The organism is Pseudomonas sp. B414 (assembly GCF_055408445.1).
This window is the reverse complement of sequence record NZ_JBUZTQ010000004.1, coordinates 184,365-198,857: the sequence shown is the minus strand read 5'-3', so window position 1 is coordinate 198,857 and position 14,493 is coordinate 184,365. Positions and strand designations below refer to the sequence as shown.

At 59.5% G+C, this 14,493-nt stretch carries 15 protein-coding genes and 1 other RNA gene; 8 read left to right on the top strand and 8 right to left on the bottom strand.

The features are described 5' to 3' along the window. Nucleotides 1-319 precede the first annotated feature (319 nt). Nucleotides 320-697 carry a hypothetical protein gene (locus ACZRMH_RS05610; RefSeq protein ID WP_464012542.1) on the top strand — a complete coding sequence of 126 codons (378 nt, stop codon included), beginning with the start codon at nt 320-322 and terminating at the stop codon, nt 695-697. Nucleotides 698-759: 62 nt separating this feature from the next. Continuing rightward, nucleotides 760-1,164, top strand: coding sequence for a flagellar basal body-associated protein FliL (locus tag ACZRMH_RS05605; RefSeq protein WP_464012541.1), 405 nt, complete (start codon nt 760-762; stop codon nt 1,162-1,164). Between the two features lie 211 nt (nt 1,165-1,375). On the opposite strand, the gene ACZRMH_RS05600 is transcribed toward ACZRMH_RS05605, so the two are convergent. The 4 genes from ACZRMH_RS05600 to ACZRMH_RS05585 all read right to left on the bottom strand — a co-directional run bounded on the left by ACZRMH_RS05600 (nt 1,376) and on the right by ACZRMH_RS05585 (nt 6,765). Next, complete coding sequence (locus ACZRMH_RS05600) at nt 1,376-2,494, bottom strand: ABC transporter permease (RefSeq protein WP_464012540.1); 1,119 nt, start codon at nt 2,492-2,494, stop codon at nt 1,376-1,378. Then, nucleotides 2,494-5,223, bottom strand: coding sequence for a ribosome-associated ATPase/putative transporter RbbA (gene rbbA, locus ACZRMH_RS05595; RefSeq protein WP_464012539.1), 2,730 nt, complete (start codon nt 5,221-5,223; stop codon nt 2,494-2,496). Before rbbA ends, ACZRMH_RS05600 begins: the two co-directional genes overlap by 1 nt. Next, nucleotides 5,220-6,185 (bottom strand): HlyD family secretion protein, encoded by a 966-nt coding sequence (locus tag ACZRMH_RS05590; RefSeq protein ID WP_464012538.1) that lies wholly within the window; start codon nt 6,183-6,185, stop codon nt 5,220-5,222. The genes rbbA and ACZRMH_RS05590 overlap by 4 nt, the downstream gene beginning before the upstream one ends. Nucleotides 6,186-6,315: 130 nt before the next feature. Then, a complete protein-coding gene (locus ACZRMH_RS05585; protein ID WP_464012537.1) occupies nt 6,316-6,765 on the bottom strand; it encodes an EVE domain-containing protein in 450 nt (149 codons plus the stop codon). 195 nt (nt 6,766-6,960) lie between these two features. Here ACZRMH_RS05585 and ACZRMH_RS05580 point away from each other — a divergent pair, with 195 nt between their 5' ends. Continuing rightward, nucleotides 6,961-7,110: a hypothetical protein gene (locus tag ACZRMH_RS05580; RefSeq protein ID WP_016783031.1), complete on the top strand. Its 150-nt coding sequence runs from the start codon at nt 6,961-6,963 to the stop codon at nt 7,108-7,110. Between the two features lie 18 nt (nt 7,111-7,128). Here ACZRMH_RS05580 and ACZRMH_RS05575 read toward each other — a convergent pair whose 3' ends face one another. The 4 genes from ACZRMH_RS05575 to ACZRMH_RS05560 all read right to left on the bottom strand — a co-directional run bounded on the left by ACZRMH_RS05575 (nt 7,129) and on the right by ACZRMH_RS05560 (nt 8,553). Next, on the bottom strand, nt 7,129-7,734 hold the full coding sequence (locus ACZRMH_RS05575; RefSeq protein ID WP_464012536.1) for a 5-formyltetrahydrofolate cyclo-ligase: 606 nt from the start codon (nt 7,732-7,734) through the stop codon (nt 7,129-7,131). A gap of 86 nt (nt 7,735-7,820) precedes the next feature. After that, nucleotides 7,821-7,998, bottom strand: a non-coding RNA gene (gene ssrS / locus ACZRMH_RS05570) — 6S RNA. A gap of 31 nt (nt 7,999-8,029) precedes the next feature. Then, complete coding sequence (locus ACZRMH_RS05565) at nt 8,030-8,347, bottom strand: cell division protein ZapA (RefSeq protein WP_016783033.1); 318 nt, start codon at nt 8,345-8,347, stop codon at nt 8,030-8,032. Beyond that, a complete protein-coding gene (locus tag ACZRMH_RS05560) occupies nt 8,344-8,553 on the bottom strand; it encodes a TIGR02449 family protein (protein ID WP_464012535.1) in 210 nt (69 codons plus the stop codon). The genes ACZRMH_RS05565 and ACZRMH_RS05560 overlap by 4 nt, the downstream gene beginning before the upstream one ends. A gap of 122 nt (nt 8,554-8,675) precedes the next feature. Here ACZRMH_RS05560 and ACZRMH_RS05555 point away from each other — a divergent pair, with 122 nt between their 5' ends. From ACZRMH_RS05555 to ACZRMH_RS05535, 5 genes are all read left to right on the top strand, one after another. Continuing rightward, a complete protein-coding gene (locus ACZRMH_RS05555) occupies nt 8,676-9,233 on the top strand; it encodes a YecA/YgfB family protein (protein ID WP_464012534.1) in 558 nt (185 codons plus the stop codon). Between the two features lie 29 nt (nt 9,234-9,262). Then, the gene (gene pepP, locus ACZRMH_RS05550; RefSeq protein ID WP_464012533.1) at nt 9,263-10,585 is read left to right on the top strand and encodes a Xaa-Pro aminopeptidase; all 1,323 of its coding nucleotides are present in this window, start codon (nt 9,263-9,265) and stop codon (nt 10,583-10,585) included. Next, nucleotides 10,582-11,769, top strand: coding sequence for a 2-octaprenyl-6-methoxyphenyl hydroxylase (ubiH, locus tag ACZRMH_RS05545; RefSeq protein ID WP_464012532.1), 1,188 nt, complete (start codon nt 10,582-10,584; stop codon nt 11,767-11,769). The genes pepP and ubiH overlap by 4 nt, the downstream gene beginning before the upstream one ends. A gap of 86 nt (nt 11,770-11,855) precedes the next feature. Continuing rightward, nucleotides 11,856-13,073 (top strand): 2-octaprenyl-3-methyl-6-methoxy-1,4-benzoquinol hydroxylase, encoded by a 1,218-nt coding sequence (locus ACZRMH_RS05540; RefSeq protein WP_464012600.1) that lies wholly within the window; start codon nt 11,856-11,858, stop codon nt 13,071-13,073. Between the two features lie 94 nt (nt 13,074-13,167). Then, a complete protein-coding gene (locus tag ACZRMH_RS05535; protein WP_464012531.1) occupies nt 13,168-14,169 on the top strand; it encodes an extracellular solute-binding protein in 1,002 nt (333 codons plus the stop codon). Nucleotides 14,170-14,493 lie beyond the last annotated feature (324 nt).

The window sequence follows — 14,493 nt, the reverse complement described above, 5'->3', positions numbered from 1 at the left end:
GAACGTTACATTTTCGTTACTGAAAATGACAGGCCTTGTCCTTTGGAGTTGAGGGAAAAATCCTACTTATGACTTTCACTTATGAACATGTCGCCTGGGTATAAAACTACCTGCAGGCTGAATGCGCTTTCGGTCTATCTGAAACCCAGCCACAGACATAGCGAATCCATCGGCGGGGGATATTTGAGTGAGCGATGACCGTAGCTTCAATCGGAACCCTCCCACGACGGGATCGGAGTTCGTGAACTAAACAGCCGGGCAAGGTCTCAATAGAATTTCCCCCTTTGCAGCCATATGCGCACGGCTCCGGGGTGATGCGATGAAATATCTGCTGTGTTTTTTGGTGTTGTTTGTAGCGCTTGATACATGGGCAGAAGAGCCCGATTTCAGCAGCGCAACCTGTCTCAAGTTGAACCGCGAAGTTAAGGCTTATATTCGTCGCGGTATCGACCTGCCTCTGGATGAACTGACGTTGTTCCGTCAGGCCCGCAACCGATTGATTGAGGGTTTTGAGGCCGGGCTGTATTCACTCAATCAGTTGTCGACTGCCATGTACGAACTTTCGCGGGACGCTAGAACGGTAGTTAGAGCGTGCCAGCGTAAAGGCAGCCGCAAGTTTGTCGACATGTTGCCCGAGAGTGTTCAGGAACTATTGCTAACGGCGGCAGGCACAAGTAAGTCGCTTGTTGGCCGATAACGCTAGATAGGCCCGCAGGCAGGCCCGTATGCTTGCCCTCAAACCGGGCAAAGGAGCGAATTGTGAAAGCGTGGATCGTGTTGATGCTGGCCCTGGCTTTGCCGATGGCGGCGGTAGGGGAAGAGGCGCAAGAAGGTGGCGACAAGGTCAGCTATATCACCCTGAGCCCGCCGTTTGTGGGTAATTACGGCCTGGATGGCGGCACGAAGCTCAAGGTGTACAAGGCCGATATTTCCTTGCGCGTGACGGGGGCCGACGCGGCCAAGGCGGTCAAGGCCAATGACCCGTTGATCCGTAACCAGCTAGTGGGGCTGTTTACCCAGCAGACCAGCGAAACCCTGGGCAGCGTCGAGGCCAAGGAGAAGCTGCGTCAGGAGGCCTTGAAGCAGATCCAGCAGGTGATGACCGACGAAACTGGCAAGCCGATGGTGGACGATCTGCTGTTCAATAATTTGATTGTTCAGTAAGGAGTAACAACCTTGATACGGGATTTGTGGGAGCGGCGGTGCGACGATTCGACTTGCTCGCGATGCAGACGATGCGGTCTGTCAGGCAAACCGAGGTGCTGCCATCGCAGGCAAGCCAGCTCCCACAAGTTTTGCGCCGAACACAAAATCTGAGCGCAGTCAGCCAGGAAAACTGCGTTGATGCCATCGCAGGCAAGCCTGCTCACACAGGTTACGAGGCAAGGCTTTTGCGGAACCGCGCCAGTGCAATCGCAAAGAAAACCAGACCGATACCCGCCAGTGCCAGCAAGTCCGGCCACACCACATTCACCCCCGCATCGCGGAACAAGATCGCCGCGCCCAAGCTGACAAAGTGGGTCGATGGTGAGCACTGCATCACCCATTGCAGCCATTGCGGCATGCTGTCCAGCGGCGTGCTGCCGCCCGAAAGCAAGAGCATCGGGATGATCACCGGGATCGCCAGCAAACCGAATTGCGGGGTTGAGCGGGCCAGCGTCGCAAGGAAGATCCCCAGTGCGGTACTGGCAAACAGGTACAGCGCGGTGACCAGCAAAAACAGGGTCAACGATCCCGCTAGCGGTACGCCCAACGCCCACTTCACTACCACTTCCAGCGATATCCAGGTGCACAGCACCACCACCAGCATATTGCTCCATATTTTTGCCAGCATGATTTCCAGCGCCGTCAGCGGCAGCACCAGCAAGTGGTCGAGAGTGCCATGCTCGCGCTCGCGCAGCAGGGCGGTGCCCGTCAGCACAATGGCCAGGATGGTGATGTTGTTGACGATCTGGATCACGGCCAAAAACCAGCCGCCCTCCAGGTTGGGGTTGAACAGCGCGCGGTTGCTGATCAGAACGGGGGTTTTTGTTGCTGCGTCGGCTTGCCCGCTGTAATTGAGCAATTCGCGCTGGAAAATCCGCCCGATATAACCGGCCCCCATAAACGCCTGGCTCATGGCCGTGGCATCGACGTTGACCTGCACGCTCGGTTCACGCCCGGCCAGCAAGTCAGCCTGGAAATTGGCCGGTACGTTGATCACAAAGGTGTACTGGCCGCTGTCCATCGACTGGTCCAGTTGGTTATACGGCAGGGCTTGCGGGGCCTGGAACTCAGGGGGCAGCAGCGATTCGGCGAGCTTGCGCGACAAGGCGCTGTGGTCTTCATCGACGATGGCTACGCTGGCGTTGTGTACGCCGATAATCGAACCGGCCGCGGGCATGTAAATGGCCACGGTGAAGGCGTAGAACAAAAACAGCAGCAACACGCTGTCGTGGCGCAGGCTGGTCAGCTCTTTAAGGCCAAGGCGCAGGATGTGCGAGAGCTTGTGCATCAAACCTCCTGCTTCTTCAGCATGATCAGGCTCAGCCCGGTAAAGGCAACAAAGAACCCCAGCAGTGCCAGGCACTGCGGCCACAGCTGGCGCAGGTCCAGAGCCTTGGTAAAGGTGCCCACGGCAATATCAAGGAAGTGCCCTGCCGGGAACAGCATGCCCATCAGCGCCGCCGAACCGTCCAGCGAGGAGCGCGGCACGATCAGTCCGGAGAATTGAATGGTCGGTAAGCTGGTGATGATCATGGTGCCCAGAATCGCGGCGATCTGGGTGCGGGTGAAAGCCGAAATCAGCAGGCCCATGCTGGTGGTCGCCAGCACATACAGCAGCCCGCCCAAGGCCAGGGTGAGGCCGCTGCCCTTGAACGGCACGCCGAACAGCCAGCGGTTCATCGCCACCAGCAAGGCCAGGTTGACCAGGCTTACGGCCAGATACGGCGCCTGCTTGCCGAGCAGGAACTCAAGGCGGGTCAGGGGCGTGGCATAGAAGTTGGTAATCGACCCCAGCTCCTTTTCACGCACGATGCCCAGCGCGGTCAGCATGGCCGGGATAAACGCCAGGATCAGTGCCATCACGCCGGGGCCGATGGCATTGACGCTGATTACGTCCTGGTTGTAGCGAAAGCGGGTTTCGAGCTTGGCCGCTGCCTGTTTGTTTTGCGCCGGGCTGCTTTGTGTGGCCAGTTGTTCCAGGTTGGCGCTGTGTACTGCTTCGACATAGTTGCGGCTGGTTTCGGCGCGAAATGGCATGCCGCCATCGAGCCATGCCGCAACTGTGGGCTGGCGCCCTGCGTACAGGTCACGGCCAAAGCCTGGCGGAATCTCCAGGGCGATTTTGATTTCCGAGCGTTGCAGGCGTTTGTGCAATTCGTCAGCGCTGCGGATGGGCGCGTGTTCTTCAAAATAGCGTGAGCTGCGGAAGGCTTCGAGGTAGGCGCGACTTTGCGGGCTCTGGTCCTGATCGTAGACGGCGAAGGCGAGGTTCTCGACGTCGAGGGAAATGCCGTAACCAAAAATCACCATCATGAACACAGCGCCCAGCAAGGCGAAGGCCATACGCACCTTGTCGCGCAGCAATTCCTTGGATTCGCGGCTGGCCACGGCGATCAGCCGGGTCAGGCTAAAGCCTTTTTTGCTCACCGGAGGCGCTGCATTGACCGCCGCGGCCACCGGTTCTGCCCCTGGAGCGGGGCTGGCGCTCTGATCGTTTTGTGCTTGCTCCAGGCAGGTAACAAACGCCGCTTCGAGAGTGTCGCCCTTGAACTGTTGCTGCAACGCATCGGGGGTGTCGCAGGCCAGCACCTTGCCCGCGTGCATCAACGAGATGCGGTCGCAGCGCTGGGCCTCGTTCATAAAGTGGGTGGACAGGAAGATGGTCACCCCTTGCTCGCGGGATAACTCGATCAGCAAGCGCCAGAAGTCATCGCGGGCGGCCGGGTCGACGCCTGAGGTCGGTTCGTCGAGGATCAGCACTTCCGGGCGATGGAGCACGGCCACCGCCAGTGACAGGCGCTGACGCAGCCCCAGCGGCAGTTCGCCGGACTGTTGTGTGGCAACAGCGCCCAGGTCGAAACGCTCGATCAATTCTTCGATACGGGCCTGGCTGTCTTCCTTGGGCAAGTCGAACAGTTGTGCGTGCAGCACCAGGTTTTGGCGCACGCTCAATTCGCCATACAACGAGAAGCTTTGCGACATGAAACCCACGCGCTTACGGGTGGCCAGGTCTTTGGCATTGACCGGGTTGCCCAGCAATTTGGCGCTGCCTTCGGTGGCCGGCATCAGCCCGGTAAGGACTTTCATGGTGGTGGTCTTGCCGCAGCCGTTGGAGCCCAGAAAGCCGAAAATCTCGCCTCGGCCGATGGCAAAGCTGACTTTGTTGACGGCGGTGAAGTCGCCGAATTTGAGTGTCAGGTCGTGGGCTTCAATGGCGATATCGCTGTTGTCGCTGGTGCGGGGCGGGATTACCAACGGCTCGTTGCTGTGGCCGCTGTCGCCCTGATAGTGGGTAAAGGCTTCGTCGAGCTTGCCGGTGGTGGTGACGGCGGCCAGCTCCTGGCTTAAACCGGCGGCAATCAGTTTGCCGCGATCGAGCATCAGGCAGTGTTCAAACTGCTCGGCTTCTTCCATATAGGCCGTTGCCACCAGCAACGTAAGTTGAGGGCGCTGGCTGCGTACGTCGTCCACCAGCTCCCAGAACCGCCGCCGCGACAGGGGGTCAACGCCGGTGGTGGGCTCGTCGAGGATCAGCAAGTCCGGTTCGTGAATCAAGGCGCAGCACAGCCCGAGCTTTTGCTTCATTCCCCCCGATAGCTTGCCCGCCGGGCGCTCGGCAAAGCGCTCCAGATCGGTGGCCTTGAGCAGTTCGGCCATGCGCTGTTCGCAGTCGTCTTTCGACAGGCCGAACAGGGTGCCGAAAAAACGGATATTTTCGCTGATCGACAGTTCGGGGTAGAGGTTGCCGCCCAGGCCCTGGGGCATAAAGGCGATCAACGGGTAAAGGGTGTTGCGATGGCGGCGATTGTCTATCGGGCCGCCGAGCACCTCAAGGGTGCCGTGCTGCAGTTTCTTGACCCCGGCAATCAGCCCCAGCAGGCTCGACTTGCCCGCGCCATCGGGGCCGATCAAGCCGCAGCGTGTGCCTTTGGGCAGGCTGAAGGTGATATCGAGCAGCGCCTGCTGTTTGCCGTACCAATGGCTGATGCCACTGGCGTTGAGGGCCAGGTCGCTCATTGCAGGTTAGCCGGCCACGGTACATCGGCGGTGCGCACATAACCCGCACCCGGCATGCCCGGTTTGGCCTGCGGCACGGCGCTTGGATCGGTAAGGCGCAGCTTGACCCGGAACACCAGTTTTTGCCGCTCGTCGCGGGTTTCCACCTCTTTGGGGGTGAACTGGGATTTGGCCGCAACGAATGCGATTTTGGCCGGCAGCGCCCGGTCGGGCAGGGCGTCGAGCACAATGCGCGCGTCGGCACCTACGGTCAGCTTGCCAACCACTGACGCGGGCATGTACAGGTTCATGTACTGGTCGCTCGGGTCGATCAGCATAAACACCCGGCCCCCAGCTCCCAGTACTTCGCCGGGTTCGGCCAGGCGCAACTGGATCACGCCATTGATGGGCGCGCGCAGGCTGCTGTCATCGATTTCGCTGGTCAGTTGCGCGACCTGTGCTTCGGATGAGCCGATCGCGGCCCTGGCGGCGGCGACCTGGGCTTGTGCCGCGGTCACTGCGGCATTGCTGGTGTCGAACCGGGCCTGTTGCTGGTCCAGTTGCTGGCCGCTGGCAAAACCACGCTGGGCCAATTGGCGAAAGCGCTTGAGTTCCTGGCTGGCCAGCAGCCTTTCACTCTGGCGCAATTGCACGTTGGCTTCGTTGGCAGCCAGGGTCTGGCGGGCGCGCAGCACTTCAGCCTGGGCTTGTGCGCGACTGGCTTCCAGGGTGCGGGTGTCCATGCGCGCCAGCAGTTGGCCCTGGGTCACCCGATCGCCTTCGTCGACCAGTACTTCGGCCAGGCGCCCCGGGGTTTTGGCTGCGATCTGTACTTCAGTGGCTTCAAGCCGACCGTTACCCATGCTGATGCCTTCAGGAAGGCGGTCGTGCTGGGATTTCCAATAACCGAACCCGCCTGCTGCGATCAGCAAGGCAGCCAAAGGGATAACGAAATAATGGGAAAGACGGTGATTGCTAGACATGCCGACATCCTGTGTCACAGAGCGCTCTAGTTTGAAGGTTTCAAGGCGATTTCGACTTGATGCCAGTCAAAGGAAGTCCAGAGCGTAGACGTGAATACAGGATGTTGCTTAATTGTGGGAGCTTAGGGCTCTACAACAACCCCATCACCACTGCCCACTGCTCAGCAGTTACTGGCATCACCGAAAGGCGGCTGCCTTTTTGCACCAGCGGCATTTCGGCCAGGGCGGTTTGCTGTTTGAGATAGTCGAGCTTGATCACTCGGGGGAAGGTTTGCTCATGAGCCACTTGCAGCGCGCTCCACGGGTTTTTCTCGGCGCTGGCCTTCGGGTCGTAGTAATGACTTTCGGGGTCGAGGGCGGTCGGGTCCGGATAAGCCGCCTGGACAATGCGCCCAACTCCGGCAATACCCGGTTCGGGGCAACTGGAGTGGTAGAAAAAGAACAGGTCACCCACTGCCATGGCCCGGATGAAGTTGCGCGCCTGATAGTTGCGCACGCCGTCCCAGCGAGCCTCGCCGAGTTTTTGCAAATCCTTGATCGAGAACTCGTCGGGCTCGGATTTCATCAACCAATAGGCCATTTTTTTACTCCAGAAACATGCTGTGGTTAATTTGCCCGACTATATTTTAATAAACCGACAGTCGGTTGACGCCAGCGTTTGCGTGTGTCTTCGTGTTGCCGCAAAATGCCGCCCTTTTAAGCTTGACGCTGCTGCACGGCCTATAACAAAAACCGTTGCTGTCATCGTGTTGATTTGCCTGAAGGAGGGCAATCGATGAAACGCAAACCGGATCTACTGTGGATGTTGGTTATTTTGTTCGGTTTGGGTGTGGTTACAACGGGCTATGCGCAAAGTTTGTGGTCGAATTCAAGCGACGCGCCGATCGAACTGGCGCAACAGCAAGTACAACCGTTCAAACGCTAGACCTTGATTGAAGGCATGTCAGTGGGCAACGTACCACTGCCTGTCCGAGACCGTGCCCTGCAATGGGACATCCCAACTGGCCTGGGCCAGGCTCTCGACTTTCTGACATTCGTGGGCCAGCCCCAATAGCGTCGGCTTGCGCCAGCTTTGGCGTCTGGCCTGATAGGCCAGGCTGCGGTCATAAAAACCGCCACCCATGCCCAGTCGCCCCCCTGTTGCATCAAACCCCACCAGCGGCAGCAGCACCAGATCCAGTGCCCAGATCTTGCGTTGGCGTGCGCGGTTGATACGTGGTTCGAGAATCCGGAAACGGTTGGGGATCAGCTTTTCGCCGGGGGCTACCCGCTGGAACACCATTTTGGTCTTTGGCCAGGCGCTGAGCACCGGCAGATAGGTGATCTTGCCCCGACGCTGAGCTTCGCGCAGCAACAGGCGCGGGTCGATTTCACCGTCAGTGGGCAGGTACAGAGCGATATGTTTGGCGCGGCGAAACAGCGGGTGTTGCGCCAGTTGCCGGTACAGGCCGCGGGCGGCCTGGCGTTGCTCGCAGGGCGAAAGGTCGCGGCGGGCTTTGCGCAGCATTCGGCGAAGTTGCGGGCGGGTAGGCGGCGCAGGTTCGTTCATATGGCGTGCTGTTCAGGATCGAGTTCACCGGGCGGTGGCTCGTGCAAGCCAATGCCAGCAGGTGGCTGGCATTGCGCTAGGAAATCAGGCTCCCCGACGTACCGCTGTCGGCTTGGCCCTTGAACCCGAAAGTTCAAGGTGGAAGTTGCAGTAGACCTTAAGGCTTTCCGTCTAGCGGACATGCACACCGGCCCAACGTGCAAGCTCCAGGGTAGTGCGAATCGGCTCAGGGACATCGCTAACTGGCGAATACTCCAGGGAGTGGCGCGAGTATACCCCAAAGTAACGTTTTGAATCAGCTTTGACGTTCGTTCGGATCAGTGGCCAGCACCAGATCAACGCGGTCCAGCAGGTCGCGCACCTGTTCGCGGGTGGAGCTGCTGGTCTGAACTTCGGCGACTTCCTGCTTGTGCAGCAGATCGTGGGTGATATTCAACGCAGCCATCACGGCGATACGGTCGGCACCGATGACTTTGCCGCTGCTGCGGATTTCACGCATTTTGCCGTCCAGGTAGCGGGCTGCGCTCACCAGATTGCTCCGTTCTTCCTGGGGGCACATGATCGAATATTCTTTATCGAGGATATGCACGGTGACGCTACTGCTTGAACTCATGAGTCTTGCTCCAGGGCTTTGAGACGCGAAATCATCGATTCCACCTTGTGTCGGGCGATTTCGTTTTTTTCAATGAGGTGCGCGCGTTCCTCGCGCCAAGTCTTTTCCTGAGCAATTAAGAGTCCGTTTTGACGGTTTAGTTGCTCGACCCGGCTAATAAGCAACTCGAGTCTGGCCATCAGTGCATGCAGGTCGTTGTCTTCCATTGTGTCCTACTGTGTGTTTTCTGATGGGTGGTGACTGACGCCTCGATGGTCTGGCACGTCTGCCGATGCTAGGATACGAGCCCTCCATTCTAGACATAGCGCCGCTTGGCGCCTAGCTGACCATGCCTATTCAGAATTCCCCGTATCAAGCCTTTGTTACCCTGCTGACCGCCAGCGGCCACTCCGTTTCGCCTGCTGAACTGCATGGCCACCTGTTGGGCCGCAGTTGTGCTGGCGCCGGCTTTGATGCCGACGGCTGGCTGGTTGAAGCCGCCGAGCTGCTGGCAGGCGAGCCACAAGACAACGTACGCAATGCCTTGATCGGATTGCAAGAGATGGTCAAGGGCGAACTGACCAGCGACGACATGACCGTCGTGCTGTTGCTGCCAACCGACGATGCCCCGTTGGCGGACCGTGCTGCTGCCTTGGGCCAGTGGTGCCAGGGCTTCTTGTCCGGTTTCGGCCTGACTCGCCGTGCTTACTCGCTGAGCGATGAAGCCAACGAAGTGCTGCGTGACCTGGCCGCTATCGCCCAGGTGCAAGATGCACTGGAAGAGTCCGAAGACGGCGAAAGCGACTACATGGAAGTGATGGAATACCTGCGCGTCGCGCCGCTGTTGCTGTTCACCGAAACCAAAAAAACCGCTGAACCTGCTGCAGCCAAGCCTTCGCTGCACTGATTGATCGCCAAGAGGGAACCCGTCTGCCCATGATCCATATCCCGAAACCGGAATACGCACGTCGCCGCAAGGCACTCATGGCGCAGATGGAGCCCAACAGCATTGCGATACTGCCCGCAGCGGCAGTGGCGATTCGCAATCGCGATGTCGAACATGTTTACCGTCAAGACAGCAATTTCCAGTATCTGAGCGGCTTCCCCGAGCCTGCGGCCGTGATCGTGTTGATCCCGGGCCGGGTTCACGGTGAGTACGTGCTGTTTTGCCGCGAGCGCAATGCCGAACGTGAACTCTGGGATGGCTTGCGGGCCGGGCAAGAGGGCGCGATCCGCGACTTCGGCGCCGATGACGCATTCCCCATCAGCGATATCGACGACATCCTGCCAGGCCTGATTGAGGGCCGCGACCGGGTGTATTCGGCGATGGGCGGCAACCCGGAATTCGATCGCAACCTGATGGAATGGATCAACACCATCCGCTCCAAGGCTAGCCTCGGCGCCCGGCCGCCCAACGAATTCGTTGCTCTGGATCATCTGCTGCATGATATGCGCCTGTATAAGTCGGCAGCAGAACTCAAGGTTATGCGTCACGCCGCGCAAATCTCGGCCCGTGCCCATGTGCGTGCCATGCAGGCCAGCCGCGCCGGCTTGCATGAGTACAGCCTTGAAGCTGAACTGGATTACGAATTTCGTAAAAGTGGGGCAAAAATGCCAGCCTATGGCTCGATCGTCGCCTCTGGCGATAACAGCTGCATCCTGCATTACCAGGAGAACGACGCCCTGCTCAAGGGTGGCGATCTGGTGTTGATTGATGCCGGCTGTGAGATTGACTGCTACGCCAGCGATATCAGCCGCACCTTTCCGGTGAACGGCAGGTTTTCGGCAGAGCAAAAGGCCATTTACGAGCTGGTACTGGCTGCTCAAGAGGCCGCCTTTGCTGAAATCGCCCCCGACAAACACTGGAATCAGGCCCACGAAGCGACTGTCCAGGTGATTACCGCCGGGCTGGTGGAGTTGGGCTTGTTGCAGGGCGACGTCGGTGAGCTGATTGCCAGCGAGGCCTACAAGGACTTTTACATGCACCGCGCTGGCCACTGGCTGGGGCTGGATGTGCATGACGTGGGTGAATACAAGGTTGGCGGTGAATGGCGTGTGCTGGAAGTCGGCATGACCCTGACCGTCGAGCCGGGCATCTATATCAGCCCGAACAACCTGAATGTCGCGAAAAAATGGCGCGGCATCGGTGTGCGAATCGAGGACGACGTAGTGGTCACCAAACACGGCTGTGAAATCCTCAGCGGCGACGTGCCAAAAACCGTCGCCGAAATCGAAGCGTTGATGGCGAGCGCGGCATGAGTCGGGTCAATCTGGCCATTATTGGTGGCGGTCTGGTGGGTGCGAGCCTGGCGCTGGCGTTGCAGGCCGGGGCCAAGGCTCGTGGGTGGAAGATCGTGTTGATCGAACCCTTCGCTCCTGGCAACAGCTATCAGCCCAGCTACGACGCCCGTTCCTCGGCCCTCAGTTATGGCGCCCGGCTTATCTACGAGCGCTTGGGCCTGTGGCAGTCGGTTGCCGAGCGCGGCGAACCGATCAAGGACATTCACGTGTCCGACCGCGGCCGTTTCTCCACGGCGCGGCTGTCGGCCAGCGAAGAAGGGGTGCCGGCGCTGGGTTATGTGGTCGAAAACGCCTGGTTGGGCCAGTGCCTGTGGAAAAGCCTGGACCCGGAGGTAATCAGTTGGCGATGCCCGGCTGAAGTTATCCACATGCAGCCGCTCGAAGACGGCTATCGCCTGACCCTCAACGACGAGACCAGCCTGGACTGCGACCTTGCCGTACTGGCCGATGGCGGCCGTTCGGGCTTGCGCGAGCAGTTGGGCATCCATGTGCGTCAGCAGCCTTACAACCAGAGCGCGCTGATTGCCAATATCACCCCAAGCCAACCCCACGGCGGGATGGCCTTCGAGCGTTTCACCGACGAAGGGCCGATGGCCTTGCTGCCGCTGCCGGATAACCGCTGCGCACTGGTGTGGACCCGCCTGGGCATGGATGCGCAGCGCCTGGCGGCCTTGGACGAACGCAGCTTTCTCAGCGAGTTGCAGGGTGTTTTCGGCTATCGTCTAGGCACGCTTAAACAGGTCGGTGCACGGCATCTTTACCCGCTTACGCTGATCGAAGCGCAAGAACAGGTACGCCCGCATCTGGCGGTCTTGGGTAATGCGGCCCACAGCCTGCATCCGATTGCCGGTCAGGGTTTCAACCTGTCCCTGCGTGATGCCCAGGCGTTGGCCGATGCCTTGCTGGCCAGTGATAAAAAGCCCGGTGATTTCGCCACCCTGTTGAGTTATCAACAGGCGCAACAACTCGACCAGCAATTGACCATCGGTTTTTCCGACAAGGTAACGCGGGTGTTTGGCAGTGAGCAGCCACTGGTGTCCTTTGGGCGCAATCTCGGCCTGCTGGGCCTTGACCTGTTGCCACCGGCCAAGCGCTGGTTTGCCCGCCAGGCCATGGGCCTGGGCACCCGCGCAGACAGTTGATAACGGCCTGGGCGAGCAAGCCCGGTGTCGATCCATTTTTTCAGGTGCGGCGTACGCCGCTAGCGAGACAGGCTTAAAGCATGGAAATGCGCGCAGATCTGCTGATTGTAGGGGCCGGAATGGTCGGAAGCGCGCTGGCGCTGGCGCTCAAGGACAGCGGGCTGAACATCCTGCTGCTCGATGGCAGCCCGCTGAGCGTTAAACCCTTTGCCGCCGAGGCGCCGTTCGAGCCTCGGGTCAGCGCCCTGTCGGCGGCCAGCCAGCGTATTTTGCAGCGTCTGGGCGCGTGGGATGGCATTACCGGGCGTCGCGTCAGTCCGTATTCGCATATGCAGGTATGGGATGGCAGCGGCACCGGGCAGATCCACTTCTCGGCGGCCAGTGTGCATGCCGAGGTGCTGGGCCATATCGTCGAGAATCGTGTGGTGCAGGACGCCCTGCTGGAGTGCCTGCAGGACTCGCGCATCGAAATGCTGGCCGATGCACGCCTGGAGCAGATGCGCCGCTCTGGCGATGACTGGTTGCTGACCCTGGCCGATGGTCGCACCCTGCGTGCGCCGCTGGTGATTGCTGCCGACGGTGCCAACTCGGCCGTACGCCGCCTGACTGGCTGTGAAACCCGTGAGTGGGATTACCAGCACCACGCCATCGTCACCAGCGTACGCTGCGCACAACCGCACCAGCAGACCGCCTGGCAGCGTTTTACTGACCATGGCCCGCTGGCATTTTTGCCACTGGAACGTGATGGCCAGCAGGACTGGTGCTCGATCGTCTGGTCGACCACCCCCGAACAAGCCCAATACCTGATGACGCTGGACGACGCAGCCTTTTGCCGCGAACTGGAGCAGGCCTTTGAGGGCCGTCTGGGCCGCGTGTTGAGCGCCGACCCACGGGTGTGCGTGCCACTGCGCCAGCGCCATGCCAAACGCTATGTGGCCGAAGGCCTGGCGTTGATCGGTGATGCGGCACACACCATCCACCCGCTGGCCGGGCAGGGCGTGAATCTCGGGTTTCTGGATGCGGCGGTGCTGGCCCATGTACTGCTGCACGCCGTGGATCGTGGTGAGCGTTTGGCCGATGTGCGGGTGCTGAGCCGTTTCGAGCGTCGGCGCATGCCGCACAATCTGGCGCTGATGGCGGCGATGGAAGGCTTTGAGCGGTTGTTCCAGGCCGACTCGCTGACCGCCCGCCTGCTGCGCAACACCGGTTTGAAATGGGTGAATAACATGCCCGAGGCCAAAGCCCTGTTTGTGCGACAGGCACTGGGGTTGAGCGGTGACCTGCCGCCATTGGCCAAGCCGTAACATCTGGTAACTCCTCCAGGGCGAGTTAGGTTGAGATGGCAAATGTGATTCACTACCATTTACGCCCGATTCGCATTAAGAGAGACCGCTCCCCATGTTGGCACGCAAGCGTCTACTGACTGCCCTGGCCCTGACCGTTTTTGCGAGCGGTGTTTCTGCTGCCGATGAGGTGGTGGTTTACTCCTCGCGTATCGACGAACTGATCAAACCGGTTTTTGACGCCTACACCGCAAAAACCGGGGTCAAGGTCAAGTTCATCACCGACAAGGAAGCGCCGCTGATGCAGCGCATCAAGGCCGAGGGGCAAAACGCCACTGCCGACCTGTTGCTGACCGTGGACGCTGGCAACCTGTGGCAAGCCGAGCAAATGGGCATCCTGCAGCCGTTCACCTCGGCAGTGATCGACAAGAACATCCCGTCGCAATACCGCTCCTCTTCCCATGAGTGGACAGGCCTGAGCCTGCGCGCACGGACCATTGCCTATTCGACGGACCGGGTTAAGCCTGAAGAACTGTCGACCTACGAGGCTCTGGCCGACAAGAACTGGGAAGGGCGTCTGTGTTTGCGCACTGCCAAGAAGGTTTACAACCAGTCGCTGACTGCCACCATGATCGAAGTGAATGGCGCCGAAAAAACCGAAGAAATCCTCAAGGGCTGGGTCAACAACCTGTCCACGGATGTGTTCTCGGATGACATCGCCGTGCTTGAAGCAATCAACGCCGGGCAGTGTGATGTGGGCATCGTCAACACCTACTACTACGGCCGTCTGCACAAGCAAAAACCGGATCTGGCGGTAAAACTGTTCTGGCCGAACCAGGCGGACCGTGGTGTTCACGTCAACTTGTCGGGTATTGGCCTGACCAAGTACGCGCCGCACCCTGAAGCGGCCAAGGCCTTGGTGGAGTGGATGACCACCCCTGAAGCCCAGTCGATTTTCGCTGGCGTAAACCAGGAGTTCCCGGCCAACCCAAGCGTTGCACCTTCGCCTGAAGTGGCAAGCTGGGGCAGCTTCAAGGCCGATGCACTGCCGGTTGAAGTGGCAGGCAAGCGCCAGGCTGAAGCGATCCGCATGATGGACCGTGCTGGCTGGAACTGATCAAAATCTGAAGTAATACCTGTGGGAGCGGGCTTGCTCGCGATAGCATCGCCGGGGTTTCATTGGAAACGGCGGTGTTTGGGGTTCGGGGGGCAATGGAACAGAAAACGCACTTAAGCCCTGTGCCTACCCGAAAACCCACGCGCTACCTGGTGTCGAAAACTCGTTTTGCTAATCAAAGTATGCCAATCCACAGCTTTTGATGAGTAAATCGCACTTACAGGACTTATGTTGGTTGTCGGATCCAGTGCTCCCGGAACCCTATTTCTACTGACTTAAGCATTTTCGCGCTCATTTCATCACCACGCATTTTAATGGCGATAA